General features: G+C 70.9%; 24 protein-coding genes. 14 read left to right on the forward strand and 10 right to left on the reverse strand.

Features of this window, described 5'->3' with window-relative positions; all coding sequences use genetic code 11:
- Genes HDA39_RS38245 through HDA39_RS38255 form a run of 3 tightly spaced genes read left to right on the forward strand, consistent with a single transcriptional unit; the run spans position 1 to position 2,851 of the window.
- Positions 1 to 1,011 (forward strand): AAA family ATPase, encoded by a 1,011-nt coding sequence (locus HDA39_RS38245; RefSeq protein ID WP_337926065.1) that lies wholly within the window; start codon positions 1 to 3, stop codon positions 1,009 to 1,011.
- Positions 1,008 to 2,309, forward strand: coding sequence for a DUF58 domain-containing protein (locus tag HDA39_RS38250; protein WP_184803705.1), 1,302 nt, complete (start codon positions 1,008 to 1,010; stop codon positions 2,307 to 2,309). The genes HDA39_RS38245 and HDA39_RS38250 overlap by 4 nt, the downstream gene beginning before the upstream one ends.
- Positions 2,306 to 2,851, forward strand: coding sequence for a hypothetical protein (locus HDA39_RS38255; protein ID WP_184803706.1), 546 nt, complete (start codon positions 2,306 to 2,308; stop codon positions 2,849 to 2,851). Before HDA39_RS38250 ends, HDA39_RS38255 begins: the two co-directional genes overlap by 4 nt.
- Here the strand turns inward: HDA39_RS38255 and HDA39_RS38260 are convergent.
- Positions 2,848 to 3,381, reverse strand: coding sequence for a TetR/AcrR family transcriptional regulator (locus HDA39_RS38260; protein WP_184803707.1), 534 nt, complete (start codon positions 3,379 to 3,381; stop codon positions 2,848 to 2,850). The two genes, HDA39_RS38255 and HDA39_RS38260, sit on opposite strands and share 4 nt — an antisense overlap.
- 66 nt (positions 3,382 to 3,447) lie before the next feature.
- On the opposite strand from HDA39_RS38260, the gene HDA39_RS38265 reads away from it, so the two are divergent.
- Both HDA39_RS38265 and HDA39_RS38270 read left to right on the forward strand, forming a co-directional pair.
- Positions 3,448 to 4,848, forward strand: a complete 1,401-nt coding sequence (locus HDA39_RS38265) for an MFS transporter (protein ID WP_184803708.1) — start codon at positions 3,448 to 3,450, stop codon at positions 4,846 to 4,848.
- A gap of 72 nt (positions 4,849 to 4,920) precedes the next feature.
- Positions 4,921 to 5,247: an MmcQ/YjbR family DNA-binding protein gene (locus HDA39_RS38270; protein ID WP_337926066.1), complete on the forward strand. Its 327-nt coding sequence runs from the start codon at positions 4,921 to 4,923 to the stop codon at positions 5,245 to 5,247.
- Between the two features lie 21 nt (positions 5,248 to 5,268).
- On the opposite strand, the gene HDA39_RS38275 is transcribed toward HDA39_RS38270, so the two are convergent.
- Complete coding sequence (locus HDA39_RS38275) at positions 5,269 to 6,786, reverse strand: insulinase family protein (protein WP_184803710.1); 1,518 nt, start codon at positions 6,784 to 6,786, stop codon at positions 5,269 to 5,271.
- 95 nt (positions 6,787 to 6,881) lie between these two features.
- Between HDA39_RS38275 and HDA39_RS38280 the strand changes: the two genes are divergently transcribed.
- Both HDA39_RS38280 and HDA39_RS43985 read left to right on the forward strand, forming a co-directional pair.
- Positions 6,882 to 8,573 carry a DUF885 domain-containing protein gene (locus HDA39_RS38280; protein WP_337926067.1) on the forward strand — a complete coding sequence of 564 codons (1,692 nt, stop codon included), beginning with the start codon at positions 6,882 to 6,884 and terminating at the stop codon, positions 8,571 to 8,573.
- A gap of 50 nt (positions 8,574 to 8,623) precedes the next feature.
- Complete coding sequence (locus tag HDA39_RS43985; protein ID WP_337926068.1) at positions 8,624 to 10,108, forward strand: Maf family nucleotide pyrophosphatase; 1,485 nt, start codon at positions 8,624 to 8,626, stop codon at positions 10,106 to 10,108.
- On the opposite strand, the gene aroQ is transcribed toward HDA39_RS43985, so the two are convergent.
- Positions 10,105 to 10,695, reverse strand: coding sequence for a gamma subclass chorismate mutase AroQ (gene aroQ / locus HDA39_RS38295; RefSeq protein ID WP_202893248.1), 591 nt, complete (start codon positions 10,693 to 10,695; stop codon positions 10,105 to 10,107). The two genes, HDA39_RS43985 and aroQ, sit on opposite strands and share 4 nt — an antisense overlap.
- On the reverse strand, positions 10,692 to 11,048 hold the full coding sequence (locus tag HDA39_RS38300) for a hypothetical protein (RefSeq protein ID WP_184803711.1): 357 nt from the start codon (positions 11,046 to 11,048) through the stop codon (positions 10,692 to 10,694). Before HDA39_RS38300 ends, aroQ begins: the two co-directional genes overlap by 4 nt.
- Positions 11,049 to 11,123: 75 nt before the next feature.
- Between HDA39_RS38300 and HDA39_RS38305 the strand changes: the two genes are divergently transcribed.
- The gene (locus HDA39_RS38305) at positions 11,124 to 11,519 is read left to right on the forward strand and encodes a hypothetical protein (protein ID WP_184803712.1); all 396 of its coding nucleotides are present in this window, start codon (positions 11,124 to 11,126) and stop codon (positions 11,517 to 11,519) included.
- On the forward strand, positions 11,519 to 12,526 hold the full coding sequence (locus HDA39_RS38310; protein WP_184803714.1) for a hypothetical protein: 1,008 nt from the start codon (positions 11,519 to 11,521) through the stop codon (positions 12,524 to 12,526). The genes HDA39_RS38305 and HDA39_RS38310 overlap by 1 nt, the downstream gene beginning before the upstream one ends.
- Before the next feature lie 33 nt (positions 12,527 to 12,559).
- On the opposite strand, the gene HDA39_RS38315 is transcribed toward HDA39_RS38310, so the two are convergent.
- The 3 genes from HDA39_RS38315 to HDA39_RS38325 form a co-directional block, all read right to left on the reverse strand.
- The gene (locus HDA39_RS38315) at positions 12,560 to 12,778 is read right to left on the reverse strand and encodes an acyl-CoA carboxylase subunit epsilon (protein ID WP_184803716.1); all 219 of its coding nucleotides are present in this window, start codon (positions 12,776 to 12,778) and stop codon (positions 12,560 to 12,562) included.
- A 13-nt stretch (positions 12,779 to 12,791) separates the two neighbouring features.
- Positions 12,792 to 14,369: an acyl-CoA carboxylase subunit beta gene (locus HDA39_RS38320; protein WP_184803717.1), complete on the reverse strand. Its 1,578-nt coding sequence runs from the start codon at positions 14,367 to 14,369 to the stop codon at positions 12,792 to 12,794.
- Positions 14,370 to 14,632: 263 nt separating this feature from the next.
- Entirely contained in the window at positions 14,633 to 15,115 is a 483-nt protein-coding gene (locus HDA39_RS38325) for an SCP2 sterol-binding domain-containing protein (protein ID WP_184803719.1), read from the reverse strand.
- A gap of 115 nt (positions 15,116 to 15,230) precedes the next feature.
- On the opposite strand from HDA39_RS38325, the gene HDA39_RS38330 reads away from it, so the two are divergent.
- The 3 genes from HDA39_RS38330 (at position 15,231) to HDA39_RS38340 (ending at position 19,530) form a co-directional block, all read left to right on the forward strand.
- Complete coding sequence (locus tag HDA39_RS38330) at positions 15,231 to 15,869, forward strand: TetR family transcriptional regulator (protein ID WP_184803721.1); 639 nt, start codon at positions 15,231 to 15,233, stop codon at positions 15,867 to 15,869.
- A 203-nt stretch (positions 15,870 to 16,072) separates the two neighbouring features.
- Positions 16,073 to 18,712, forward strand: a complete 2,640-nt coding sequence (locus HDA39_RS38335; protein ID WP_184803723.1) for a phosphoenolpyruvate carboxylase — start codon at positions 16,073 to 16,075, stop codon at positions 18,710 to 18,712.
- Entirely contained in the window at positions 18,712 to 19,530 is an 819-nt protein-coding gene (locus HDA39_RS38340) for a biotin--[acetyl-CoA-carboxylase] ligase (RefSeq protein ID WP_184803725.1), read from the forward strand. The genes HDA39_RS38335 and HDA39_RS38340 overlap by 1 nt, the downstream gene beginning before the upstream one ends.
- Here HDA39_RS38340 and HDA39_RS44180 read toward each other — a convergent pair.
- Both HDA39_RS44180 and HDA39_RS38345 read right to left on the reverse strand, forming a co-directional pair.
- On the reverse strand, positions 19,523 to 19,630 hold the full coding sequence (locus HDA39_RS44180; RefSeq protein ID WP_420488779.1) for an MFS transporter small subunit: 108 nt from the start codon (positions 19,628 to 19,630) through the stop codon (positions 19,523 to 19,525). The genes HDA39_RS38340 and HDA39_RS44180 overlap by 8 nt on opposite strands.
- The gene (locus tag HDA39_RS38345) at positions 19,627 to 21,024 is read right to left on the reverse strand and encodes an OFA family MFS transporter (protein WP_184803727.1); all 1,398 of its coding nucleotides are present in this window, start codon (positions 21,022 to 21,024) and stop codon (positions 19,627 to 19,629) included. Before HDA39_RS38345 ends, HDA39_RS44180 begins: the two co-directional genes overlap by 4 nt.
- Positions 21,025 to 21,142: 118 nt before the next feature.
- Here HDA39_RS38345 and HDA39_RS38350 point away from each other — a divergent pair, with 118 nt between their 5' ends.
- Both HDA39_RS38350 and HDA39_RS38355 read left to right on the forward strand, forming a co-directional pair.
- Positions 21,143 to 21,766 carry a PH domain-containing protein gene (locus HDA39_RS38350; RefSeq protein WP_184803729.1) on the forward strand — a complete coding sequence of 208 codons (624 nt, stop codon included), beginning with the start codon at positions 21,143 to 21,145 and terminating at the stop codon, positions 21,764 to 21,766.
- A 124-nt stretch (positions 21,767 to 21,890) separates the two neighbouring features.
- Positions 21,891 to 22,736: an SAM-dependent methyltransferase gene (locus tag HDA39_RS38355; protein WP_184803730.1), complete on the forward strand. Its 846-nt coding sequence runs from the start codon at positions 21,891 to 21,893 to the stop codon at positions 22,734 to 22,736.
- Between the two features lie 90 nt (positions 22,737 to 22,826).
- On the opposite strand, the gene HDA39_RS38360 is transcribed toward HDA39_RS38355, so the two are convergent.
- Positions 22,827 to 23,810 carry a ferritin-like domain-containing protein gene (locus tag HDA39_RS38360; protein ID WP_184803732.1) on the reverse strand — a complete coding sequence of 328 codons (984 nt, stop codon included), beginning with the start codon at positions 23,808 to 23,810 and terminating at the stop codon, positions 22,827 to 22,829.
- Positions 23,811 to 23,914 lie beyond the last annotated feature (104 nt).

Here is a 23,914-nt window from a genome sequence, read left to right on the forward strand (position 1 = left end):
GTGACTGACTCCGTAGAAGCTCCAGGTACGGGCCCCGGAGCCGGGCTGACCCCCGACGACGTGTCGGCGCTGAGCCGGCGGGTGCTGGAGCGGGTCGGCGAGGCCGTGGTCGGCAAGGGCGAGGCGCTGGAGCTGGTGCTGGCCGGGATCCTGGCCGGTGGGCACGTCCTGCTGGAGGACTACCCGGGCCTGGCCAAGACGCTGGCCGCGCGGTCGTTCGCGCAGGCGCTCGGGCTGGAGTTCCGGCGGGTCCAGTTCACGCCGGACCTGCTGCCGTCCGACGTCACCGGCGCGTTCGTGTACGACCAGAAGAACGGCGAGTTCGTCTTCCGGCCCGGGCCGATCTTCACCGGCCTGCTGCTCGCCGACGAGATCAACCGGACGCCCCCGAAGACCCAGGCCGCGCTGCTGGAGTCGATGCAGGAGCACCAGGTCACCGTCGAGGGCCAGACCTTCCCGCTGCCGGTGCCGTTCCACGTGCTGGCCACGGCGAACCCGGTCGAGTACGAGGGCACCTACCCGTTGCCGGAGGCCCAGCTCGACCGCTTCATGCTGCGGATCGGCTTCGGCTATCCCAGCGCCGACGAGGAGTGGCAGGTCCTCCAGCGCCGGATGGCACGCCGCCAGGAGGACCAGTACGTCGAGCCGGTCACCGACGCGGCCGGTCTGCTCGCCGCACAGCGTGCTGTCGAGACAGTGACCGTCGACGACACCGTCGGCCGGTACTGCGTGGAGCTGGCCGCCGCTACCCGGCGGGACTCGCAGGTGCTCGTCGGTGCGTCGCCGCGTGGCTCGCTGGCGCTGCTGCTGACCGCCAGGTCGTACGCCGTCATCCAGGGCCGCGACTACGTCGTACCGGAGGACGTGAAGGCTGTCGCCGTGGCTGCACTGGCCCACCGGATCACCGTGCGGCCGGAGCTGTGGCTGCACGACGTGACCGGTGCGAGCGTCGTACGGGCTGTGCTCGCGCAGGTGCCGGCGCCGCCGACTGTCGTGGGCGCCCGGCAGTGACCTGGCGGCCGACCCACGCGCAGGTCCGGGTGGTCTGCGTGGCCGCCGGACTGCTGGTGGTCGCGGTCGTCGCCCGGCGGCCGGACCTGGCCGTGCTCGGGTTGCCGCTGGCCTTCGTCGCGGTCTGGGGACGCTTCTTCCGGCCGCGGACGGTTCCGCAGGTGGTGACCGAGCTGGACGCGGAGGTGCTGTTCGAGGGGCAGGCGACGACGTACCGGGTGCTGGTGCCGGGCGCTGTCGACCCGGACATCGACCTGGTCGTTGCCGCGGTGCCACGGACGCAGTGGTTCCGGTACGACCCGCCGCAGGCGGCTGTGGCCGAGTCGGCGGCTGACGGGACTGTGTCGGTGGAGGTCGGCGTACGGTCCGAGCGGTGGGGACTGCGGCGACTGGAGCGGCCTCAGGTGATCGCCACGTCGGACCTGGGGGCGTACCGCGTGCAGCTGCCGGATGCGGCGGCGCAGAGTGTCACTACGCTGCCGCTGCGGGAGGGCTTCGAGGCTGTTGACGCCGTACCGCGTCCTGCTGGGCTGGTCGGCCTGCACAGGTCTCGGCGGCCGGGTGAGGGGACCGAGCTGTCGGGTGTGCGGCCGTTCCGGACCGGTGACCGGCTGCGGCGGATCAACTGGTCGGTGTCGGCGCGCACGCGCGAGCTGCACGTGACGTCGACCTGGTCGGACCGGGACACCGAGGTCGTCATCCTGCTGGACACCGGTGGTGAGGTCGGCATCAGTGAGGGGATCGACGGGCGTTCCAGCAGCCTGGACACGGCTGTGCGGGCTGCTGCGTCGATTGCTGAGCACTACCTGCGGCACGGGGACCGGGTGCGGTTGGTCGACACCGGTACGACGGTTGGTGGTGTGCGGGCCGGTAGTGGGCGGGCGCACCTGCGGCGCATCCTTGACGTGCTGGTGCACGCCGGCCAGAAGGGGCGTCAGCAGGACGAGCATGCGTTGGCTCGGCGGCACCGGATTCGGGCGGACAGCCTGGTGCTGGTGCTCAGCCCGCTGCTGCGGCCGGCTGTGCTCGGGTACGTCGTGACGCTGGTGCACTCGGGGTGCACGGTGATCGCTGTCGACACGCTGCCGGAGGACGTGGCGGATGTGATCGACCTGGATCAGCACGACTCGCAGACGTGGCCGCTGGCGTGGCGCCTGCGACTACTTGAGAGACGTCGCGAGTTGGACCGTCTTGGGGACCTGGGTGTGCCGACTGTTCGCTGGCGAGGTGCGGGCACGTTGGACGAGGTACTGCGGGATGCAGCCCGAGTAGCCGCGGCGCCGAGGATGCGCTCATGAGCATCGCGGATCGGTTGACTCGGTGGCTGGGGGAGCTGCGCGCCTTCGGCCGGGGGCCGTTGATTGCTCGGCTGCTGATTGCGGTGGGCGGAGTGGTCGCTCTCGTGGTGCCGGCATTGCAGCCGTGGGACCAGATGGACGCGATCTGGGTCGCGGGAATCCCTTTGCTGCTGGCCTGTTTGGTGTTGCCGGACTCTGCGGCCGGATTGCTGTTCCTGGTCGTCGTACTGGCCGGGTGGTTGCTCAGGGCGCCGGGGGACGTCGGCTGGTCGACCGTGGTCACCGCGCTCGGGCTGCTCCTGCTGCACCTGGCGTCGGCGTACGCGGCGCAGCTGCCGTCGTACGCGACGGTCGGGCCGCGGTCCCTCCGCAGGTGGTTGCTCCCGGCAAGCATCGCCGTACTGCTCGCGCCGCTGGTCGCGGTCGGGGCATCGGTCGTGCGTGGTGCTGACGTGCCTGGCTCGCTGGTCGTCACCGTCGCCGCGCTCGCGGCTGCGACAGCGGCGGTCTGGTTCGCCTCGGGGCAGTCGGTGAACGACTAGAGGTTCTCCAGCAGGTCGGTCGCCCACGTGCAGGCGACCGGGTTCGGGCCGACGACCTGCATGGCGGCCATCACCGTCAGCAGCATGCCGGTCGCCATGAACTCGCGGGTCTCCTCCGGCGTCGCGCCGGTGAGGTCGCGAACCGTCCGGTAGATCTGGCCGAAGCGCGTCCGGGAGGCCTCGCCGATCGCCGGCTCGGCGCTCGCGGCGAACCCGTGCAGCAGCACGACCAGCAGCTCCCGCTTCTCGAGCAGCTTGTTGAACGCGTCCCCGAGCGACTCCAGGTCGGCCCGCTCGGCCGCGGCCGTCCGGAACGCCTGCTCGATCTGGTCGCAGACCCGCTCCAGCGTGGCCAGGAACAGCTGCTGCTTGGTGCCGAACAGGCGGATCACGTAGGGCTGGGAGACGCCCGCGAGCCGGGCGATCTCGTCGGTCTTCGTCCCGGCGTACCCGGACTCGCCGAACGCGATGATCGCCGCCTGCAGCACCTCTTCGCCGCGCTCGGCCGCGGTCAGCCTGGTTCTGGTCATGGTTGCAATGTTATCAGTCAATGCATACAGTGCTTGTTATCAGTCGATAACAACTAAGGATGCGCTATGACATCGACCGTCCTCGAGCCCGAGGTCCGAGCGAGCCGCTCGCTCGGCACCGTGCTGGCTGTGGTGGGCATTCCCGTCTTCATGGTCACGCTGGACAACCTGGTGGTCACCACGGCGCTGCCGGTGATCAAGAACGACCTGGGCGCCTCGCTGACCGACCTGCAGTGGTTCGTGAACGCCTACACGCTGTCCTTCGCCGCGCTCCTGCTGACCGCCTCGGCGATCGGGGACCGGCTCGGCCGCCGGCGGATCTTCCTGGCCGGGCTGGCCCTGTTCACCGTCGCCTCGGCGGCTTGTGCGCTCGCGACCGAGCCGTGGATGCTGATCGGCGCCCGCGCGATCCAGGGGGTCGGTGCGGCGGCTGTGATGCCCCTGTCGCTCACGCTGCTGTCGGCCGCCGTACCGGCGGACAAGCGGAGCGCCGCGATCGGCATCTGGGGTGGCATCTCCGGTCTCGGCGTCGCCGTCGGACCGGTGGTCGGCGGCGCGGTCGTCGACGGGCTCAACTGGCAGTGGATCTTCTGGCTGAACGTGCCGATCGGCGTCCTCGTGCTGCCCTTCGTGGCGCGCGTGCTGACGGAGTCGTACGGCGGTAGCCGCCGGTTCGACCCGGTCGGGCTGGTGCTGTCGGCGGCCGGTCTGCTGGGCGTCGTCTGGGGTGTTGTGCACGGCGCCGACGACGGATGGACGTCCGGACCGGTGCTCGGCGGGCTCGTCGGTGGCGCTGCCCTGCTGATCGCCTTCCTGGTCTGGGAAGGGCGGACGCCGGCGCCGATGCTGCCGCTGCGGCTGTTCCGGATCCGGGCGATCAGCGTGGTCAACGCGACGTCGTTCACCTTCTCGCTCGGGGTGTTCGGGGCGGTCTTCCTGCTGGCGCAGTTCTTCCAGGTCGTCCAGGGCTACTCACCGCTGGACTCGGGGCTGCGGACGCTGCCGTGGACCGCGGCGCCGATGGTGGTCGCGCCGATCGCCGGGCTGATCGTGGACCGGGTCGGTGCGCGGGTCCTGATCGCCAGCGGGCAGGCGCTGCTGGCTGTGGCGCTCGGGTGGATGGCTGTGGTGACGACGGTGGACGTGGTGTACGGCTCGTACGTCGTACCGTTCGTGCTGGCCGGGGTCGGGATGGGATTGACCTTCGCGCCGACGGCGAGCGTGGTGATGGGTGCCGCGGCCGAGAACGACCGGGGAGTGGCCTCGGGCACCAACAACACCGTCCGCGAGGTCGGCGTGGCGATGGGCGTCGCGGTGCTGGCGTCGGTGTTCGCCTCGGCCGGTGGGTACGAGTCGCCAGCCCAGTTCGTCGACGGGCTGGTCCCGGCGGTCTGGGTCGGCGCCGCGGTGGTTGCCGTGGGCGCTGTGGTCGCCCTGCTCATCCCGGGCCCGAGCAAGACCCGCTGAGTGTCCCCTCCGTACGGCAGGATGGTCCCCTCGCGGTGTGAGGGGACTGTTCTGCTTGGGAGGGCTTGCAAGGTGCTGGATGCGGAGGACGTACGACGGATCGCTCTGTCGTTGCCGGGGACGGTGGAGAAGCAGCGGTGGAACCACCCGACCTTCGACGTCGGTGGGCGGATGTTCCTGACCGTGCCGGACGACCAGACGTCGTTCGCGGTCCGCTGTCCCCGGCTGGAGCGCGACGAGCTGATCGCGGCCGAGCCGGAGAAGTTCTGGGTCCCGCCGCACGAGGCCGGCTCGGCGTGGGTCCGGGCCCGGCTGTCGGCGCTGGAGGGCACCGACGAACTGTACGACATCGTGCTCGACTCCTGGAAGCAGACCGCGCCGGACGGGCTGGAGGCCTGACCCGTCCAGCGCCCTGGAGCCCTAGTCCTCCTCGGCCTTGAAGCGGGACTCCTTGAACCACAGGGACCGGTCGACCCGGCGTTCCAGCTCGGCGACGGCCTTCTTGCCGCCGCGGTAGAGATCCCCGGACACCGGGAGCACGCACCCGTTCGCCCCGAACACCACCGACGTCCCGTCGCCCGCCCGCATCACGCCGACGACCTCGTCCCACGGCACGTGGTGCACGCCGTCCTCATCGCGCACCGCCAGCTCGTCCGGAGTCAGCACGAGCTTCTGCTCCCGCGCCTCCCGCACGAAGAGCCGCGCCACTCGCGGCGGCCGGAACTCCTCCCCAGCAGGCAGTTCTCCGCCGACCGGGCAGAGCGACACCTCGGTGAACCCGTGCTTGGTCCACTGCTCGACCGCATCCTCCTCGGCGTACCCGATGGCCGTCGGCAGCGCAGCACGCAGTACGGCGGCCAGGTCCTCCGGCCGCACCGCCCGCACCCGCTCAGGGTCGAGCGGCTCGCCCACCGGCTCGTCGAACAGCTCCCGGCGCAGTACTGCGAACTCGGCGGCCAGGTCGGCGTCGCTGGTCGCCGTCTGCTCCTCGAACCGGTCCAGCGCGAGCCGGAGCTCGTCCTCCGACGGGCCGTTGGCTGCCAGGTCGGTCAGCGCCTCGACGACTGCCAGGGCGACCGCCTCCTCGGTGCCCTCGCGGGCCTCGGCGTACAGGACCCAGTCGGTCGTGCCGTCGGGCTGGTGCACGGAGTCGCAGTCGACCACGTAGCTGTGGCCGCCGCCGTGTCGGGCGCTCTCCTCGATGCGCTGCTGCAGGACGTCGGTCGCCAGCGAGGCGATGCGGGCCGGGTCACCGTCGGGCAGCGAGAGCAGTACGGCGGCACCGGGGATGCCGTAGCCGACTACTGACGGGCCGGGGAACTGCCGGGCGGGGTAGTGCCCGTGCCGCGGCCGAGTGCCGGCCTGCGGCCTGGCGGCCTCGGCGCTCGCCGACTCAGCCCTGGCGGGCAGTGGGAGCTTCAAGTCGGCCGGGACCGGTCCGGTCACCTGCAGTACTGCGTTGTCGGCGGTGAACCACTTCTGGGCGAACGCGTTCACCTGCTCGGCCGTGATCCCGTCCGGCCCAGGCCCGTCGAGCCAGTCGAGCCCCGCGCCGCGGGCGCCGTACCGGACGTAGTAGAGCAGCGCGGCCATCGGATGGGTGACCCACCCGTCCTCAGCAGCGAGTACGCCGGCCTCCACCTCCAGCCGCTCGACCGGCGGGGCGGACAGCGCCGCGCAGATGCCGGTGAGGAACTCGCCGACGCGCTCCGGCGTACCGGAGGCTTCGAAGGTGGTGGTGGTCGTCGAGACCGTCGCGTCGATCCGGATCGGCAGCCGGCGGATCGTGTTCATCACCAGGTGCTCCAGCGCGTGCGCGACGCCCACCGTGGGCAGCGTCTCGTCGCGGGCGCCGACGGCGAAGGTCAAGGTGGCGTCGGTAGTGGACTGCGGCTCCTGGTGGTGCAGCAGCCGAACACCGTCGAGGTACTGAGGCATCGGACGTCCTGTCGAGAGTGGAAGTGCTTGAGGCTACCCACACAGCGCCGGGAAATGGGCGGGATCGGTGGTGCGGCGGCAGGTAGGGTCGTGGCGTGACGGACGCGACCACACCGAACAGCCCGATCGACCAGGTTTCCGAACGGTTCCTCGAGCAGTATCTCGAGCTGATGCCGACCGCGGCGACCTTCATGGGAGTCGAGGGCCACGACCACGAACTGCCGGACTTCTCGCCGAACGGGTTCGAGGGCCTGCTCGAGCTGCACCGGCGGGCGCTGGCCGAGGCGCGCGCGATCGCGCCGGGCAGCCCGCGCGAAGAGGTCGCCCAGGACGCGTTCGTGGAACGGCTCGGGCTCGAGGTGGAGAACCTCGAGGCCGGCGTACCGCAGTCGCAGCTGAACGCGCTGACCTCGATCCCGGCCGAGATCCGGCAGGTGTTCGACCTGATGCCGACCGCGTCGGAGTCGGACTGGGAGCGGATCGCGATCCGGCTCAACCAGGTCGGTACGACGCTCGACGGGTATCGCGACACCGTGCTCGACCAGGCCGGCCAGGGCCGCGTGTCCGCCGTACGGCAGCTGAACGACCTGGCCACCCGGATCGCCAGCTGGACCGGTGCCGAGGGCGACGACTTCTTCGCCGGGCTGGCCGCGCGGGCGCCGGAAGGACCGGTGAAGGCTTCGGTCGAGGCGGCGGCCGGGTCGGCGCGCAAGGCGTACGACCAGTTCGGGCAGTGGGTGACCGCCGAGGTGGCGCCGCGGGGACGGGCTCGGGACGCGGTTGGCCGGGAGATCTACGAGCTTGCCTCACGCAACTTCCTCGGTGCTGCCGTCGATCTCGACGAGACCTACGCCTGGGGCTGGCAGGAGCTGGCCCGGATCGACGCCGAGATGCAGACCATCGCGGCCTCGCTGAACGGCGGCGACCGGAGCATCAACGCGGCCGCCGAGCTGCTCGACAACGACCCGGCCCGCAAGATCCACGGCAAGGAGGCGTTCCGGGACTGGATGCAGCAGCTCGCCGACGCCGCCGTCAACGAGCTCGCCGGCGAGCACTTCGACATCCCGGACGCGATCAGGACGATCGAGTGCATGATCGCGCCGACCTCCGACGGGTCGATCTACTACACCGGGCCGAGCGAGGACCTGACCACGCGACCGGGCCGGATGTGGTGGGCGGTGCCGAACGGCATCGAGGACTTCGCCACGTGGCGCGAGGTCACCACGGTCTACCACGAGGGCGTGCCCGGGCATCACCTGCAGGTCGCGCAGACGATGCTGCGCGGCGAGACGCTGAACCGCTGGCAGCGGATCGGCTGCTGGGTCTCCGGGCACGGCGAGGGCTGGGCGCTGTACGCCGAGCGGCTGATGGAAGAGCTCGGGTACCTGGAGGAGCCGGGCGCCCGGCTCGGGATGCTCGACGCGCAGGGGTTCCGCGCGGCGCGGGTGATCGTCGACATCGGCATGCACCTGGAGCTGGAGATCCCGCGCGACAACCCGCTCGGGTTCCGGCCGGGGGAGCGGTGGAACGCGGAGCTCGGGTTCGAGTTCCTGCGCGCGTACTCGCGGATGGAGACCGAGTTCCTGCGCGCGGAGCTGAACCGGTACCTGGGCTGGCCGGGGCAGGCGCCGTCGTACAAGGTGGGTGAGCGGATCTGGCTGCAGGCCCGCGAGGAGGTCCGCGCGCGGCGTGGGGCTTCGTTCGACCTGCGCGGCTTCCACCGCGAGGCCCTCGACCTCGGCTCGATCGGGCTCGACCCGCTGCGTCGCGCCCTCGCCCGCCTGTGAGCGCGCCGATGGATGCGCGTCGCGGTGCTGAGGATGATGCGAGGGAACCGGTGGCTCCGCGGCCGCGGTTCGTTCTCGCCTCGCAGTCGCCGGCGCGGCTGAAGACGCTGCGCAACGCCGGGGTCGAGCCGGAGGTCATCGTCTCGGGCGTCGACGAGGACAACGTCACCGCCGAGAACCCTGGCGAGCTCGCCCGCCTGCTGGCCTGCTTGAAGGCCCGCGCGGTCGTCGCGACGCTGGACGACCACGCGACGGTCCTCGGCTGCGACTCGGTGCTGGAGATCGACGGTGTTGCCTACGGCAAGCCCGGTACGCCGGAGATCGCGCGCGAACGCCTGCGGTCGATGCGCGGGCGGAGCGGCGTACTGCACACCGGGCACTGCCTGTTCGACACCAACAGCAAGCAGGAACTCCGCGAGCTCGCCTCCACCAAGGTGTACTTCGCCGACCTCACCGACGACGAGATCGACGCGTACGTCGCCACCGGCGAGCCCTTGGTCGTCGCCGGCTCCTTCACCGTCGACGGCATCGGTGGCCCGTTCGTCACGGGCATCGAGGGCGACTACCACAACGTCGTAGGCCTCTCCCTCCCACTGCTCCGCCGCATGCTGGCGGACGTGGGCATCCCGTGGCCGTCCCTGTGGCAGCCGCCCCACTTCGCGTACGACGAAGCGGAAGCGGCGATCTACGACGAGACCCGCGGCGGGGAAGCGCGAGCCCAAGCCGCCGCCGAAGCGGTCCACCGGTTGCTCCGACCGACCGGCCTCGTCGCCTCCGGCGACCTCGGCCCGGAGGGGGAGGAAAGGGGCGGCGCCCCCGGGGAGTTCGGCTCCGCCTCCTCCGCGCCGAGCGAGTTGGGCTCCGCCTCCTCCGCGCCGGGCGAGTTCGGCTCCGCCTCCTCCGCGCCGGGCGAGTTCGGCTCCGCCTCCTCCGCGCCGGGCGAGTTCGGCTCCGCCTCCTCCGCGCCGGGCGAGTTCGGCTCCGCCTCCTCCGCGCCGGGCGAGTTCGGCTCCGCCTCCTCCGCGCCGGGCGAGTTCGGCTCCGCCTCCTCGCTGCGCGTACTGGAACTTGCTGTGGGCACTGGGCTGGTCGGGGCCGAGCTTGTTGCTCTGGGCAATCTTGTGCACGGGGTCGACCTGTCGACCGCAATGCTGAAGCATGCGCGGTACCGGTTGCCGGGGCATGTGGCGGCGGCTGATGCCGGGCGGTTGCCGGTGGCGGATCGGCGGTGTGATGCGGTGGTGGCGATCTGGTTGCTGCATCTGCTCGACGACACCGAAGGGGTGATTGCCGAGGCGGCGCGGGTGTTGCGGCCGGGTGGAGTGTTCATCACCACGACGGAGAAGTCCGATGCGAGCCGGTACGCCGATGGGCGGTCGCCGAAGGAGGCTCGCTCGGGGGACGCGCTCTCGCACCTGGTCGCGCGCGGTGCCGAGCACGGGCTGGTGCTCGACGGCGCGACGACCTTCGAGGGACCGGTTCGCGGTGGTCCGGGTGTTCCGGTCTATCCGTTGGTGCGCTTCCGCCGGATCTAGCGGCAGACGTCGGCGACAGCGCCCCGGAAAGCCTGTGTGTGCAGGTGATCCAGGCGGTGCTCGGCGACGGTAAGGATGCTGCTGGTGGTGAGGTCGACCGCGCAGCGCAGGCCCGCGTGGCGGACGTACGTCGTACTGCGGAGCGCCTGCAGCAGGTCGGTGGTCAGCCGGTCGAGGGTCGCCCGGATCTCGTTGAGGTCCGGGCGGGTCGTCGGCGCCTCGTCGGGGTGGGCGGTCCAGCGCGCGAACAGCCCACGCTGCACGACCTTGCTCGCCTCGACCTGGTCGCGGAAGAACACGACCGTCTCCTCCGGGTCGATCCCGAGCTGGATCGCCGACGCGCGGGCCTGGTCGAGCACGACCTGCTCGCGCGCCGGGTCGTCGATCGGCTTGTCCGTCCCGAACTTCGACGCCGCGACCAGGTCCCCGACCTCGATCCGGTCCGCCACCAGTCCGGTCAGTTGCCCAAGGCCCGCTCGTCCGAGAGTTGCTTGCCCGGAGCCCCCAAGCTCGGTCGCCGACGCCGGTGAGCCCATCAGCCCTGCCAGCACGACTCCTGCCACCAAACACCCGACCAGCCGCTTCACTTGATCCCAGCCTTCGCGTCAAGAAGCTGCAGCAGTTCGTGTGCCGCGAGCTCCACGTCCTTGTGCCGCCATTCTGCCGCCCGGTACACGCACGCGATCAGCCCGGTCCGGTGCACCCGCCGGAAGTCCCCGTAGACAAAGGCATGCCGGGCCTTGGTCTCGTCGTTGGCGCCGTCGGTCAAGCCGAGGTGCCACGCGCCGTACTCGTCCCACCCGTGCCCGCTCAGGTAGTCGTTCTGCGCCTCGGCATCAGGCTGCGACGCACCCCAGTCGCTGTCCAGCACGTACTGCCGACCCTCGATCAACTTCCGCGCGTACTCGACCGCCGCCGGATTCACCTCGTACTTGGCCATACCCCCAGTGTTGACGGATGAGCGTTCACGCGCCACCTGGTGGCCGTTGACCGCGCGGAGTGGAATCCTGCTCGCATGCGATTCGAGGAGTTCTACGCCGAGCGGGCCGAGGTCGTCGGCGCGGCTGACGACGTACCTGCCTTCAAAGCCGGTGTGGAGCGGTTGCGTGGGCTGGTGGCGACGGTGGACGACGACCCGGCCAAGGCCCAGCGGTACCTGGAGGCCACCGAACGCATGCTGCTGGAGGCGACCGCGCCGGACAGCGAGACGGTCGGCCGGGCGTTCGAGGCGATGCTGCGGGCCAGGCGGCTTCCCGCCGGTCCGGCTGACGGGCAGCGCGCCCACGTCGAGGCCGGGATCGCCGAGGTCGCCGGGATCGCGGCCGCTGCGCCGACCGACGGCGAACGGGACGCCGCGCTGGAGATGAACGCGGTGCTGCTGAGGGTGCTGGAGCGGATCGAGCGGCAGTGATGCGCCGCGATCCGGCCAGTGAGGTCCCCGACTTCGACGGCCTGTGGGATCGGATCGCGGCCGACGTGGTCAGCAACCACCGGGCCGAGGCGACCCTGTGGAACGGCCGGATCGACTACCTGCCGGCCGATCGCGAGCAGAGCGTCAGAGGTCAGGCGACCGCGGACGGGCGGTTGCTGCTCAGCCGTCCGCTGGTCGTGGAACCACTGCGACGCCTGTACGCCGAAGGCCCGCGGGCGCTGTCCGACCCGAAGTTCGCGCAGGTGTGCTGGCGTGGGATCAAGACCGCCGCCCACGAGTTCGGGCACCTGACCGCACCGGCGGACTGGACCTTGGCGGACCGGATCCGAGACCTCGACCGCGAGGAGCAGGACCCGGCGGAGGAGGGCTTCATCGAGGCGCTCACGCAGGTGGAGATGCCCGGCCTGGTCGACCGGGTCCTGCCGGCCGAGCTTGCTGGGCCGCTGGCCCGGGGTGTGGCGGCGGGACCGGAGCCGCTGCTGCCGTCCTATCCGGGGTGGACGAGTGCGGTCGGCATGTTCTCCGCTGAGCTCGCGGCCGAGTTCGAGGAGCTGCGGGCGATCGACGTACTGCGGGCCGGTGCTCGCGAATCGGCGTCGCGCCGGCCGGAGGCGTTGGCGCGGCTGATCATCGACCAGACCCGGCTGCCCGAGCTGGTGCAGGATCCTCGGCGGAAGGCCGCCCTCCGGACGGACCTCGGCCGGGCCCTCGCCGATGGGTTTGCGAGCCTTGGAGACTTACCGACCGCTCGCACGGCCGGTCGGCAGCGGGGGCAGGAGATCGCCGCGGGGGCGATCGAGAAGGTTCGTACGGGGGAGCAGTTCTTCGCGCAGATGGCGGACTTCGGTGGTCTGGTGTTCGACCGTGGGATCGCGCCTGTGGCCGGCCCCACGCAGGGTGCCTCCGGCAACGATCAGACGAAGCCCGGCGGGCGCCCGGCTGATCGCTTGCCCAGAGGCAAGGACGAGCCCGGCGGTCGGGGCTGAGGCCGGCGGCCGGAGCCGACCAAGTAGTTGCAGTTACGGGTGGGCGGACGCCCGCCACTGGCCCGGGCCGGGGTGGAGGGGGCGTTTGGCGTGGCGCCAGTACGTCGCCCAGTCGCTGGCTCGTTCGGTGTCGGCGGCGGCCGGCGCGGCGGCGCGGGCGGCGACCACGGCGACGAGGGCGGCCAGTTCCTCGGGGGTAGGGTCGCCCTTCACCACGTGGAGGACTGGGGCGGCAGCGGTGTTGTCGGTCATCTCGAGGCTCCCGTCACAGGGGGATGTTGCCGTGCTTCTTCGGGGGCAGGGTGTCGCGTTTGGTGCGGAGCAGGCGGAGCGCGCGGACGATCTCGGCGCGGGTCTCGCTCGGCTTGATCACCGCGTCGATATAGCCGCGTTCGGCCGCGATGTACGGGTTGGCGAGGTGGTCCTCGTACTCGGTGATCAGTTGCTGGCGGCGCGACTCGAGGTCCTCGGCGGCGGCCAGTTCGCGGCGGTGCAGGATGTTGACGGCGCCCTGCGCGCCCATCACCGCGATCTGGGCGGTCGGCCAGGCGATGTTCATGTCGGCGCCGAGGTGCTTGGAGCCCATCACGTCGTACGCGCCGCCGTACGCCTTGCGGGTGATCACGGTGATCATCGGCACGGTCGCCTCGGCGTACGCGTAGATCAGCTTCGCGCCGCGGCGGATGATGCCGTTCCACTCCTGGTCGGTGCCGGGCAGGAAGCCGGGTACGTCGACGAAGGTCAGGATCGGCACGTTGAACGCGTCGCAGGTGCGGACGAACCGGGCCGCCTTCTCCGACGCGTCGATGTCGAGCGTGCCGGCGAACTGCATCGGCTGGTTCGCGACCACGCCGACCGGGCGGCCCTCGACCCGGCCGAACCCGACGATCAGGTTCGGCGCGAACAGCGCCTGTACCTCGAGGAAGTCGCCGTCGTCGACCACGGTCTCGATCACCGTGTGCATGTCGTACGGCTGGTTCGGCGAGTCCGGGATCAGCGTGTCGAGCGCCGCGTCCAGGTCGGTCACCGCGAGGTCGGCCGGGGCGTCGTACACCGGCGGGTCCTCGAGGTTGTTCTGCGGCAGGTGCGCGACCAGGGCCTTCACCCAGTCGATCGCGTCCTCCTCGTCGCTGCCGAGGTAGTGCGCGTTGCCGGACTTGGTGTTGTGCGTCCGGGCGCCGCCGAGCTCCTCCTGGGTGACGTCCTCACCAGTGACGGTCTTGATCACGTCCGGGCCGGTGATGAACATGTACGACGACTCGTCCACCATCACGGTGAAGTCGGTGACGGCCGGCGAGTACACCGCGCCGCCGGCGCACGGGCCCATGATGAGGGAGATCTGCGGGATCACCCCGGACGCGCGGACGTTGCGGCGGAAGATCTCGCCGTACAGGCCGAGGCTCACGACGCCTTCCTGGATCCGGGCGCCGCCGGAGTCGTTGATGCCGATCAGCGGGCAGCCGATCTTCATCGCCAGGTCCATCACCTTGACGATCTTCTCGCCGAACACCTCGCCGAGCGAGCCACCGAAGACGGTGAAGTCCTGGGCGAACACGCACACCTGGCGGCCGTCGATGGTGCCGAAGCCGGTCACCACGCCGTCGCCGTACGGGCGGTTCGCGTCGAGCCCGAACGAGGTGGACCGGTGGCGGGCGAACTCGTCCAGCTCGGAGAAGGATCCCTCGTCCAGCAGCAGGGCGATCCGCTCGCGCGCGGTCTTCTTGCCGCGGGCGTGCTGCTTCTCCACCGCGCGCTCGGACCCGGCGTGCACGGCCTCGTCCAGCCGCTGCTCCAGGTCCGCGAGCTTCCCGGCGGTGGTGTGGATGTTCACGGTCTCTCCCATAGTCGGGCAGCCTAACTGGCCGGTAGGCGGTTGGCGGCTGTGACTTGGGACGCAGTGGGTTGGGGGTGGGTGGGGACGGGCTGGGGGTTGGGGGTGATGTGAAGAGGGTTGGTGGTGAGCGGGAGGTGAGGCCTGGCGGGGGTGGGGGTTTTCGGGCCAGGGAAGGAAAGGTCGAGTGGGGTGGGGCTTGGGGATTGGTGATGTGCGCCTGGTGGGGGGACTATTTGGTGGCTTGACGGGGGTTGGGCGTGCCTTCTTGCGGGTTAGTGGGGGCCTGCGGCGAAGATCTTGGTCAGGCGGGCTGCTAGGGCCAGGTCGCCTCGGACGGAGAGGCGTTGTTTGAGGACGGCGGTGATGGGGTCCTCGTTGCCGGTGACGATCTTCAGGAGGGTGGCGGGATCGGTGCGGACCGAGATCTGGGCCGGGCCGGGGTGGGTGGGCAGCAGTTCGCAGCGGCCGTCGGTGATCTGGAGGTAGTACTCGTCGACGCCCTCGCCGTGTACGCCGCCGGCCGCGCCCGTGATCTGCCAGGTGACGACCGCGTCGAACCCGCCGGCCCGGGCCGGCCGGAGGTACTCCGGCATCCGGCGAAAGATCTCGCGCAACGCGATCTCTCGCACACCCCCGATGAGTCGATGCCGAAGCTCCCGTTCCGACGTCCGGTCCACCAGCCGGGCCAGTTCGCCCAGTTCGAGCCCTGACCAGTCGCCGGACTCCAACCAGTGCGCACCGCCACGCTCGGTCAAGCAGACCTCCCCGTGGCGACTTCCTGACGAAACCGTTCCGGACACCCGTACGGCGTGCCCGTGGCGACTTCCTACCAGACCGTAGGAATTTCCTACGACCTGGTAGGTTTGTCAAGTGGTCAGCCCCGACGAGCCGGTTGCGGAACCTCGCCGCCGGGCCGCGCACCTCGGCCCGGAACGCCGGCGGCCGATGATCCTCGAGGCCGCCCTGGAGGTCTTCTCCGAGCGCGGCTACGCCGGTACGACGATGCAGTCGGTCGCCGACGCCGCCGGAGTCACCAAGCCGGTCGTCTACGCCTCGTTCGCCAACCGCGACGAGCTGCTGCTGGCGCTGCTGGCCCGCGAGGAGCAGCACCTGGTGCTCTCGATCATGGCCGCGCTGCCGGCCGACCCGACCGTCGGGACGCCGCAGGAGCACGTCCTCGAAGGGCTGTCGGCGTTCCTCGAGACCGCGGCGAAGAATCCCCAGTCCTGGCGGATCGTCTTCGGAGCCCAGTACGGCGCGGCCCCGGTCGTCGCCGACCGCGTCCGCGCCGCCCGCGCGTTCCTGGTCGAAGGCCTGCGGCTGACGCTCGTGCAATCGTTGCCGGGCGTCACCGCCCCGGACGCGAACCTCCCGGTCCTGGCCGAGATGCTCGCCTCGATGACCGAGGCCTGCGCCCGCATGCTCGTTGTCGACGGGACCGACCGCACCCCGGCCGAGCTGGCCCAAGTCGTCTCCCAAGTAGTCGGCGGCGGCTTCAGCTCGGTCTGACCACCCGACCGCCTGCCCCCGCTCCCGCCTCGCGCCTCGCGCTCCCGCGCCTCGCGCTCCCACGCCCCGCGCCCCGCGCTCCCGCGCCCCGCGCTCCCGCGCTCCCGGCGTACCGTTAGCTCGTCGCCACGCTCGGTCACGATCTGCGTTCACTGGCCGGACCATGAGGCGAGAGAGCGCGGCCACAGATATCGTGGGCGAACGTGACCGAGACCGGCAGTCAGGCGAACGCCCGCACCCGTACCCGCGCACGTTTCGAAGTCCCCGAGGAGCTGCGGGCTGATGTCCGCCTGCTCGGCGAGATCCTGGGCCGCATCCTGGTCGAGTACGCCGGGCAGCCGCTGCTGGACGACGTGGAGAAGCTGCGCGAGCTGACCATCGCCGGTGACGGGGAGGCGGCCGAGCGGCTGGTCGCGACCTGGCCGCACGAGCGTGCCGAGGACGTCGCCCGCGCGTTCACCTGCTACTTCCACCTCACCAACCTGAGCGAGGAGCTGCACCGCGCCCGCGTCCTGCGCGAGCGCGACCGCTCCGGCGACGCCCCGGCGGTGTCCGAGCTGGCCCAGGCGGTCGAGCAGATCTCCACCGACGCCGGTGAGCAGCAGGCCCGCGCGCTGCTCAACGGGCTGGAGTTCCGCCCGGTCCTGACCGCGCACCCGACCGAGGCGCGGCGCCGCGCCGTCCTGGCGACGATCCGGCGGATCTCCTCGCTGCTGGAGGAGCGTAACGACCCGCGCGCCGGTGACGCCGAGCTGGCCGAGAACCGGCGCGGCCTGGTCGAGCAGGTCGACATCCTCTGGCGCACGGGGCAGCTGCGGACCAGCCGGCCGACGCCGCTGGACGAGGTGCGGTCGGCGATGGCGGTGTTCGAGGAGACCCTGTTCGATGTCGTCGGCAACGTCTACCGCCGGCTCGACGACGCCCTGGCCGGGGACGCGGCCGGGACGCGCCCGCCGGTGGTCGCGCCGTTCGTCCGGCTCGGGTCCTGGATCGGCGGCGACCGCGACGGCAACCCGAACGTCACCGCCGCGATCACCCGCGAGGCGATGCAGATCCAGGCCGACCACGTGCTGCGCGCGCTGGAGCAGGCCACCGACCAGCTCGGCCGGTCGCTCACGCTGGACGCGGCGACCACCCCGCCGTCCGCGCCGGTCCGCCGGATCCTGGAGGACGCCCGCGCGGTCAACCCGGAGCTGATCGCCGACATCGAGACCCGCTCGCCCGCCGAGCCGCACCGGCAGCTCCTGCTGCTGGCCGCGCGCCGGCTGGCCGCGACCCGCGGCCGGGACGCCGACTTCGGCTACCCGCGGGCCGCCGACTTCGCGCACGAGCTGAAGGTCCTGCAGGACTCGCTGGTCTCGGCCGGCGCACCCCGCCAGGCGTTCGGGCAACTGCAGCAGCTCATTTGGCAGGTCAGCTCGTTCGGCTTCCACCTGGCCGAGCTGGAGGTCCGCCAGCACTCCTCGGTGCACGCCAAGGCGCTGGAGGAGGTCCTGGGCGGTGGTGAGCTGTCCGACCAGACCGAGGAGGTGCTGGCCACCCTTCGGGTGATCGGCCAGATCCAGCAGCGCTTCGGCCCCGAGGCCTGCCGCCGGTACGTCGTGTCGTTCACCCGGAACGCCGGTGACCTGGCCGCGGTCTACGAGCTGGCCGACGCGGCGCTGGACGGCCGGCCGATCGAGCTGGACGTCGTACCGCTGTTCGAGACCGGCGAGGACCTGCAGAACTCGGTCGAGGTGCTGGACAACGCGATCCAGCTGACCCGCGTCCGGCACCGCCTGACCGCGAACGACCGCCGCTTCGAGGTCATGCTCGGCTACTCCGACTCCGCCAAGGACGTCGGCCCGGTCTCGGCCACCCTCGCCCTGTACGACGCGCAGGCGCGGATCACCGCCTGGTCCCAGCGCAACGCGATCCGGCTGACCCTGTTCCACGGCCGCGGCGGTGCGCTCGGCCGGGGCGGCGGCCCCGCCAACCGCGCCGTGCTCGCGCAGGCGCCCGGCTCGGTCGCGGGCCGGTTCAAGCTGACCGAGCAGGGCGAGGCGATCCCGGCCCGGTACGGCAACGCCCCGATCGCGCAGCGGCACATCGAGCAGGTCACCGCCGCCACGCTGCTGGCGTCCACCCCAGCGATCGAGGAGCGGGCCACGGCGGCCGCCGACCGGTTCGGCGAGATCGAGAAGGTCCTCGACGAGGCCGCCCGTACGGCGTACCACCAGCTGGTGAAGGCCGACGGGTTCGCCGAGTGGTTCGGCCGGGTCACCCCGCTGGAGGAGCTCGGCCAGCTGCCGCTCGGGTCGCGCCCGGCGCGTCGTGGCGTGGCGGTGTCCTCGCTGGAGGACCTGCGAGCGATCCCCTGGGTGTTCGCCTGGTCGCAGGCCCGCGTGAACGCACCGGGCTGGTACGGCCTGGGCTCCGCGCTCGCGGCCGTCGGTGACGTCGCCGCGCTGCAGGACGCGAACAAGAACTGGCCGCTGTTCCAGGTGATGCTGGAGAACGCGGAGATGTCGCTGGCCAAGACCGACCGGCGCATCCTCGGCCGCTACCTGGAGCTGGGCGACCGCGACGACCTGACCCAGCTGATGCTGGACGAGCACGAGCTGACCACCGAGTGGGTGCTCAAGGTGCTCGGCGGCGACCGGCTGCTGGCCGGACGGCGGGTGCTGGGCCGTGCGGTCGAGCTGCGCAACCCGTACGTCGACGCGCTCAGCTACCTGCAGCTGCGAGCCCTGCGGACCCTGCGGACGGATGACTCACTCGACGAGGAGCAGATCGTGCGCACGCGCAGACTGCTGCTGCTGACCGTGTCGGGCGTTGCCGCCGGCCTGCAGAACACCGGCTGATGGAGCACCCGAGGTTCGGCGACCTGGAGCGCCCGCCGCTGGACGAGAAGTTCCTGCGGGCGCGCCTGCTGGGTCCTGGTGGGCTGTGGACGCAGATCGACGTACTGACCGAGACGCCGTCCACCAACGCCGTCCTGGCCGCCGCTGCACGCACCGGAGCCCCTGAGGGTCTGGTGGCGACAGCGGAGTACCAGTCGTCCGGACGTGGACGGCTGGGCCGCACGTGGACCACTCCGCCGCGCTCTGCGCTGCTGACGTCGGTCCTGCTGCGCCCGACTGCGGTCCCGGCTGCTCGCTGGCCGTGGCTGGGCCTGCTGGTCTCGCTGGCCGTCGCATCCGCCGTACGGCGAGTTGCTGAGGTCCCGGCGCAGGTGAAGTGGCCGAACGACGTACTGATCGAGGACCGGAAGCTCGCGGGCATCCTGCTCGAGCGGGTCGAGGGGCCGGCGGCGATCGTCGGGATGGGCCTCAACGTCACGCTGCGCGCCGACGAGCGGCCGCATCCGGCGGCGACGTCACTGGCGCTGGAAGGCGCGGCGACGACGGACCGGGTGACGGTGCTGTCCGCCGTACTGCGAGAGCTGGCTGCCCGGTACGAGGAGTGGGTCGCCGCGGCGGGCGATCCGGCGGTGATCCTGCCGGACTATCAGGAGCTGTCGGCAACGATCGGCCGGCCGGTCCGGGTCGAGCTGCCGGACGGGAAGTTCCTGGAGGGCAAGGCGACCGGGCTGGACACCGACGGCCGGCTGCTGGTCGACGCCGCCGACGGCCAACGAGCGCTGGCCGCCGGCGACGTGACACACCTACGCCCTAGCTAGTGAACAGCTTGGCTGCGGTGATCAGGGTCTGGATGACGCCGTAGCCGAGCAAGACGGCGACGAGCGCCCAGGAAACGACCAGGCGAGGTGTCTGGTTCATGACGCGGCCTCCGTTGCTGCGGTGCTGGACTTCTCGTGGAACCTCTCGGCGACCGGGCGGATCAGCAGGTTGGCGACGAAACCGATCGCCAGGACGCCGACCATGGTGAACAGCGCCGGCCGGTAGGCCTCCTCGGTCAGCGTGCCCGGCTTGCCCTCACGGTCCAGGAAGCCGTTGATGATGAGCGGCCCGGCGACCCCCGCCACCGACCACGCGGTCAGCAGCCGGCCGTGGATCGCGCCGACCTGGTACGTGCCGAACAGGTCCCGCAGGTACGCCGGTACGGTCGCGAAACCGCCGCCGTAGAAGGACAGGATGACCGCGGCCAGCAGGACGAACAGGGCCGTGCTGTTGTGGCCGACGGTGGCCAGCAGGAAGTACGCGATGATCCCGACGCCGAGGTACAGCGCGTAGATCGGCTTGCGGCCGATCACGTCGGACGTCGTCGACCAGCCGAACCGGCCGGCCATGTTGAAGATCGACAGCACACCGACGAACCCGGCCGCCGCGGCGACCGCGACCGACGACTTGCCGTCCGCGCCGCGGAAGAAGTCCTGGATCATCGGGCTGGCCTGCTCGAGGATGCCGATCCCGGCGGTGACGTTGCAGAGCAGCACCACCCACAGCAGCCAGAACTGCGGGGTCTTGATCGCGTTCGCGGCCGAGACGTTCGAGGTGGTGACGAGCGCCTTCTGCTTGACCGTCGACGGGTCGAAACCGTCCGGCTTCCAGCCCTCGGCGGGAACCCGGATGTTGAAGACGCCGAACATCATGATCACGAAGTAGGCGAGGCCGAGCGTGACGAACAGCGCGACCAGCGCGCCGCCGCCGGCCACCGACGCCGAGTTGTTCGGGTCGTAGCCGTCGTCGTACAGGCTGAGCAGCTGGCGCGACAGCGGGCTGGCGACCAGCGCGCCACCGCCGAAGCCCATGATCGCCAGGCCGGTGGCCAGGCCCGGGCGGTCCGGGAACCACTTGATCAGCGTCGAGACCGGCGAGATGTAGCCGATGCCCAGGCCGATGCCGCCGATCACGCCGTACCCGAGGTAGACCAGCCAGAGCTGACCGGTCCCGATGCCCAGGGCGCCGACCAGGAAGCCGGCGGCCCAGAAGCAGGCCGAGACGAACATCGCCTTGCGCGGCCCGTTGCGCTCGACCCACGTCCCGCCGACCGCGGCGGACAGTCCCAGCATCACGATCGCGATGCTGAAGATCACGCCGATCGAGGTCTGGCTGGCGTCGAAGTGCTTGACCAGCGAGGTCTTGTAGACCGAGGTCGCGTAGGCCTGACCGATGCACAGGTGTACCGCCAGCGCGGCCGGTGGGATCAGCCAGCGGCTGTACCCCGGGGGTGCGACGCTGTGCTCCCGGTCGAGGACCGACAAGATGCCCATCAGAACTGACTCCTTAGCAGGTAGCCCCCTGGCGCATACTGTCTTGCTGTATGCATTCTGTAAAGCATTGAATCACTTTCTCCGCCTGCTGCGTCTCGTCTCGTGATTGACTGATCTCATGGCGATCTCGGCGAAGTTGTTGGGTGAGGACGAGTACGTCGTCGTCAGCACCCGGACGCACTGGAAAGCGCTGATCTTCCCGGTGTTCCTGCTGCTGCTCGTGGTGGCGGGCGGCGGTGGGTTCCTGACCGCGGTGGTGCCGTCGGGCAACCTGCAGACCCCGGCCCGGATCGCGATCGGCGTGGCCGGGCTGCTGGTCCTGGTGGTGTTCGGGGCCAAGCCGTTCCTGAACTGGTTCTTCTCGACGTACACGCTGACCAACCGGCGGCTGATCACCCGGCACGGCATCCTGACCCGGACCGGCCGCGACATCCCGCTGATGCGGATCAACGACGTGTCGTACGAGCACGGCCTGATCGACCGGATGCTCGGCTGCGGCACGCTGCAGATCCAGTCGGCCAGCGAGGGCGGGCATGTCGTCCTGCCCGACGTACCGCACGTCGAGCAGATGCACCTGAAGATGTCCGACCTGCTGTTCGGCGGGCCCGACGGCAAGCCCGGCGACGGCTACCTCGACGACGAGGCACCGCCGCAGCACCAGCGGATCCGGTCGCAGCAGCCGCCGGCCGAGGAGCCCGAGGCCGAGACGCTGTTCAGCTCCGACGACAACGACCGGCGCTGAGCTGCCCGTGATCTGCCCCGCGATCTGCCCCGGGGTGCCCTGCTGCCCGGCCCCGGTGCGCGATAGCCTCGGGTGACGGGTCGAGCACCTGTCCCGCAGGCCAGTAGATGAAGGGGTTTCGGCAATGATCGATCCAGCCGGTGACGACCGGAACGAGCCGCCACCGAGCATCGACGTGACCAAGCCCAGCGTCGCGCGGGTCTACGACATGCTGCTCGGCGGCAAGGACAACTACGAGTCCGACCGGGTGATCTACCGCCAGATCATGGAGGTCGCGCCCGACCTGCCGGTCTGGGCCCGGGAGAACCGGCGCTGGCTGCAGCGCGCGGTCAGCTGGCTGACCCGCGAGCACCGGATCAGCCAGTTCCTCGACCTCGGTGCCGGCCTGCCGACCGCGCAGAACACCCACCAGATCGCCCAGGGCATCAACCCGGTGACCAAGGTCGTGTACGTCGACAACGACCCGTCGGTGATCGCGCACGGCCGCGCCCTGCTGCTCGACAACGAGTACACCGACTTCGCCGCGGCCGACTTCACCCGGCCGCACCAGGTGCTGTCCGACGAGGCCGTCGTGGTCGGCCTGGACGCGGACCGCCCGTTCGGCCTGATCGAGGCGCTGGTGCTGCACCACGTGCCCGACCTCGACCACGCCCGCGAGATCCAGGCGGCGTACCTGGACAAGCTGCCGTCGGGATCGTTCGTCGCGATCAGCCACGCCTGCAACCCGCGCGACGGCAGCGAGACCGCCCGGGTCGCCGAGGCCTTCGAGCAGCGGCTCGCGCCGAGTTTCCCCGACCTGCGCTTCCGGACGCCGGAGGAGATCCTGTCCCTGTTCGGCGACCTGAAGGTGCTCTCACCGGGCCTGGTCCGCCTGTCCGACTGGAACCCGTACGGCGAGGTCGACCTCGAGGCACCGGACATCGACGACGCCAGCAACTTCCTGTACTGCGCGGTCGCCCGCAAGCCCTGAGCGACGGGCAACGGCCCCCGCGGTGCCGGAGGAACAGGCGCCACGAGGGCCGTGCTTCGTCGTTCAGGCCGCAGGGAACGGCCGGCTAGCTCAGTTCGCGCGGCTGGTGTTGATCTCGCCGTTGACTCCGGCCGGGAAGAAGCCGCCCTTGGTGGCCTTCTTCGGGGTCAGGTAGACGACGTTGAGGACCTGGTCGGCGCCGCGGCTGAAGGCGATGCCGTTGGCGTCGGTCGGGACGATGTTGGTCTTGCCCTTGTAGGTGACGCCCTGGTCGAGGTCGGTCTTGCCGTCGAGGCTGTCGCGGGCGTTGGAGATCGCCACCGAGGGGACCTCGAGGCCGGCCGCGACGAGGCTCGTGCGGATGTTGGCGGCGTGGTAGGCCTCGACCGCGAGGATGCCGGCCGCTGCCTCCAGGTAGGTCTTGTTGGTGATCAGCGGAGCGGCGCCCTTGTACGCCGTGACGCCGACGTCCTCGAAGACGTACGCGGCGAGCAGGAAGTTGTTCTCGTTCGCGTAGGCGTCGAACTTCTGGCCGGGCTTGATCAGGCCGGCCGCGGTCGCTGCGGCGGTGAAGGCCGCGTCGATGTCGATCGCCGGACGAGCGACCTTGGCGCCGCCGAGCGCGCTGCGGAGGAACTTCACGTGGGCCAGCTCGTCGGCCGCGATCTCCTCGGCGTACGCCTTGACCGCCTTGGTCTGGAACTTCACCTTGCGGCCACCGCGCACGGCCCCCAGCTTGCCCTTGCCCACCACGTCGGTGGCGGACAGGCCGTAGCCGCGGACGGCGCGCAGGTAGAACTCGGCCTCCAGGTACTCGAGGTTGAGCGCGAAGTTCAGCACCGCGCCGTCGCTCGGCTGGCCGCTCGGGTGGTGCTTGTCGCCGAGCCCCAGGTCCAGCCCGAGCGGACCCGAGTCGGCAGCCGCGGGGTTGAGCACGCCGCTGGCCAGCAGCCCGCCGCCGGCCAGACCCGCACCGACGGTGGTGACACCGGCGGCCCGCAGGAACTTGCGCCGGTCGACACCGTTCTCGGCGCTGCGGTCGATCGCGTTACGGATGAAGAGTTTGTCGAACATACGTGGAGAACTCCGATGTTCCGGGGTACCCGGGCTGTCCGCCGGGCTGTGGATTGACGATCCGATGGGATAACGAGTCACTCGGCCCGAAGCAACGAACTTTT

This window comes from Kribbella italica (genome assembly GCF_014205135.1).
GTDB classification, from domain to species: domain Bacteria; phylum Actinomycetota; class Actinomycetes; order Propionibacteriales; family Kribbellaceae; genus Kribbella; species Kribbella italica.

Bases quoted from the DNA above. Each gene is read 5' to 3' on its own strand.
- HDA39_RS38255 (WP_184803706.1), top strand. From the start codon at position 2,306: ATGAGCATCGCGGATCGGTTGACTCGGTGGCTGGGGGAGCTGCGCGCC.
- HDA39_RS38260 (WP_184803707.1), bottom strand. From the start codon at position 3,381: ATGACCAGAACCAGGCTGACCGCGGCCGAGCGCGGCGAAGAGGTGCTG.
- HDA39_RS38265 (WP_184803708.1), top strand. From the start codon at position 3,448: ATGACATCGACCGTCCTCGAGCCCGAGGTCCGAGCGAGCCGCTCGCTC.
- HDA39_RS38275 (WP_184803710.1), bottom strand. From the start codon at position 6,786: ATGCCTCAGTACCTCGACGGTGTTCGGCTGCTGCACCACCAGGAGCCG.
- HDA39_RS38300 (WP_184803711.1), bottom strand. From the start codon at position 11,048: ATGGCCAAGTACGAGGTGAATCCGGCGGCGGTCGAGTACGCGCGGAAG.
- HDA39_RS38305 (WP_184803712.1), top strand. From the start codon at position 11,124: ATGCGATTCGAGGAGTTCTACGCCGAGCGGGCCGAGGTCGTCGGCGCG.
- HDA39_RS38310 (WP_184803714.1), top strand. From the start codon at position 11,519: ATGCGCCGCGATCCGGCCAGTGAGGTCCCCGACTTCGACGGCCTGTGG.
- HDA39_RS38315 (WP_184803716.1), bottom strand. From the start codon at position 12,778: ATGACCGACAACACCGCTGCCGCCCCAGTCCTCCACGTGGTGAAGGGC.
- HDA39_RS38320 (WP_184803717.1), bottom strand. From the start codon at position 14,369: ATGGGAGAGACCGTGAACATCCACACCACCGCCGGGAAGCTCGCGGAC.
- HDA39_RS38340 (WP_184803725.1), top strand. From the start codon at position 18,712: ATGGAGCACCCGAGGTTCGGCGACCTGGAGCGCCCGCCGCTGGACGAG.
- HDA39_RS44180 (WP_420488779.1), bottom strand. From the start codon at position 19,630: ATGAACCAGACACCTCGCCTGGTCGTTTCCTGGGCGCTCGTCGCCGTC.
- HDA39_RS38345 (WP_184803727.1), bottom strand. From the start codon at position 21,024: ATGGGCATCTTGTCGGTCCTCGACCGGGAGCACAGCGTCGCACCCCCG.
- HDA39_RS38350 (WP_184803729.1), top strand. From the start codon at position 21,143: ATGGCGATCTCGGCGAAGTTGTTGGGTGAGGACGAGTACGTCGTCGTC.
- HDA39_RS38355 (WP_184803730.1), top strand. From the start codon at position 21,891: ATGATCGATCCAGCCGGTGACGACCGGAACGAGCCGCCACCGAGCATC.
- HDA39_RS38360 (WP_184803732.1), bottom strand. From the start codon at position 23,810: ATGTTCGACAAACTCTTCATCCGTAACGCGATCGACCGCAGCGCCGAG.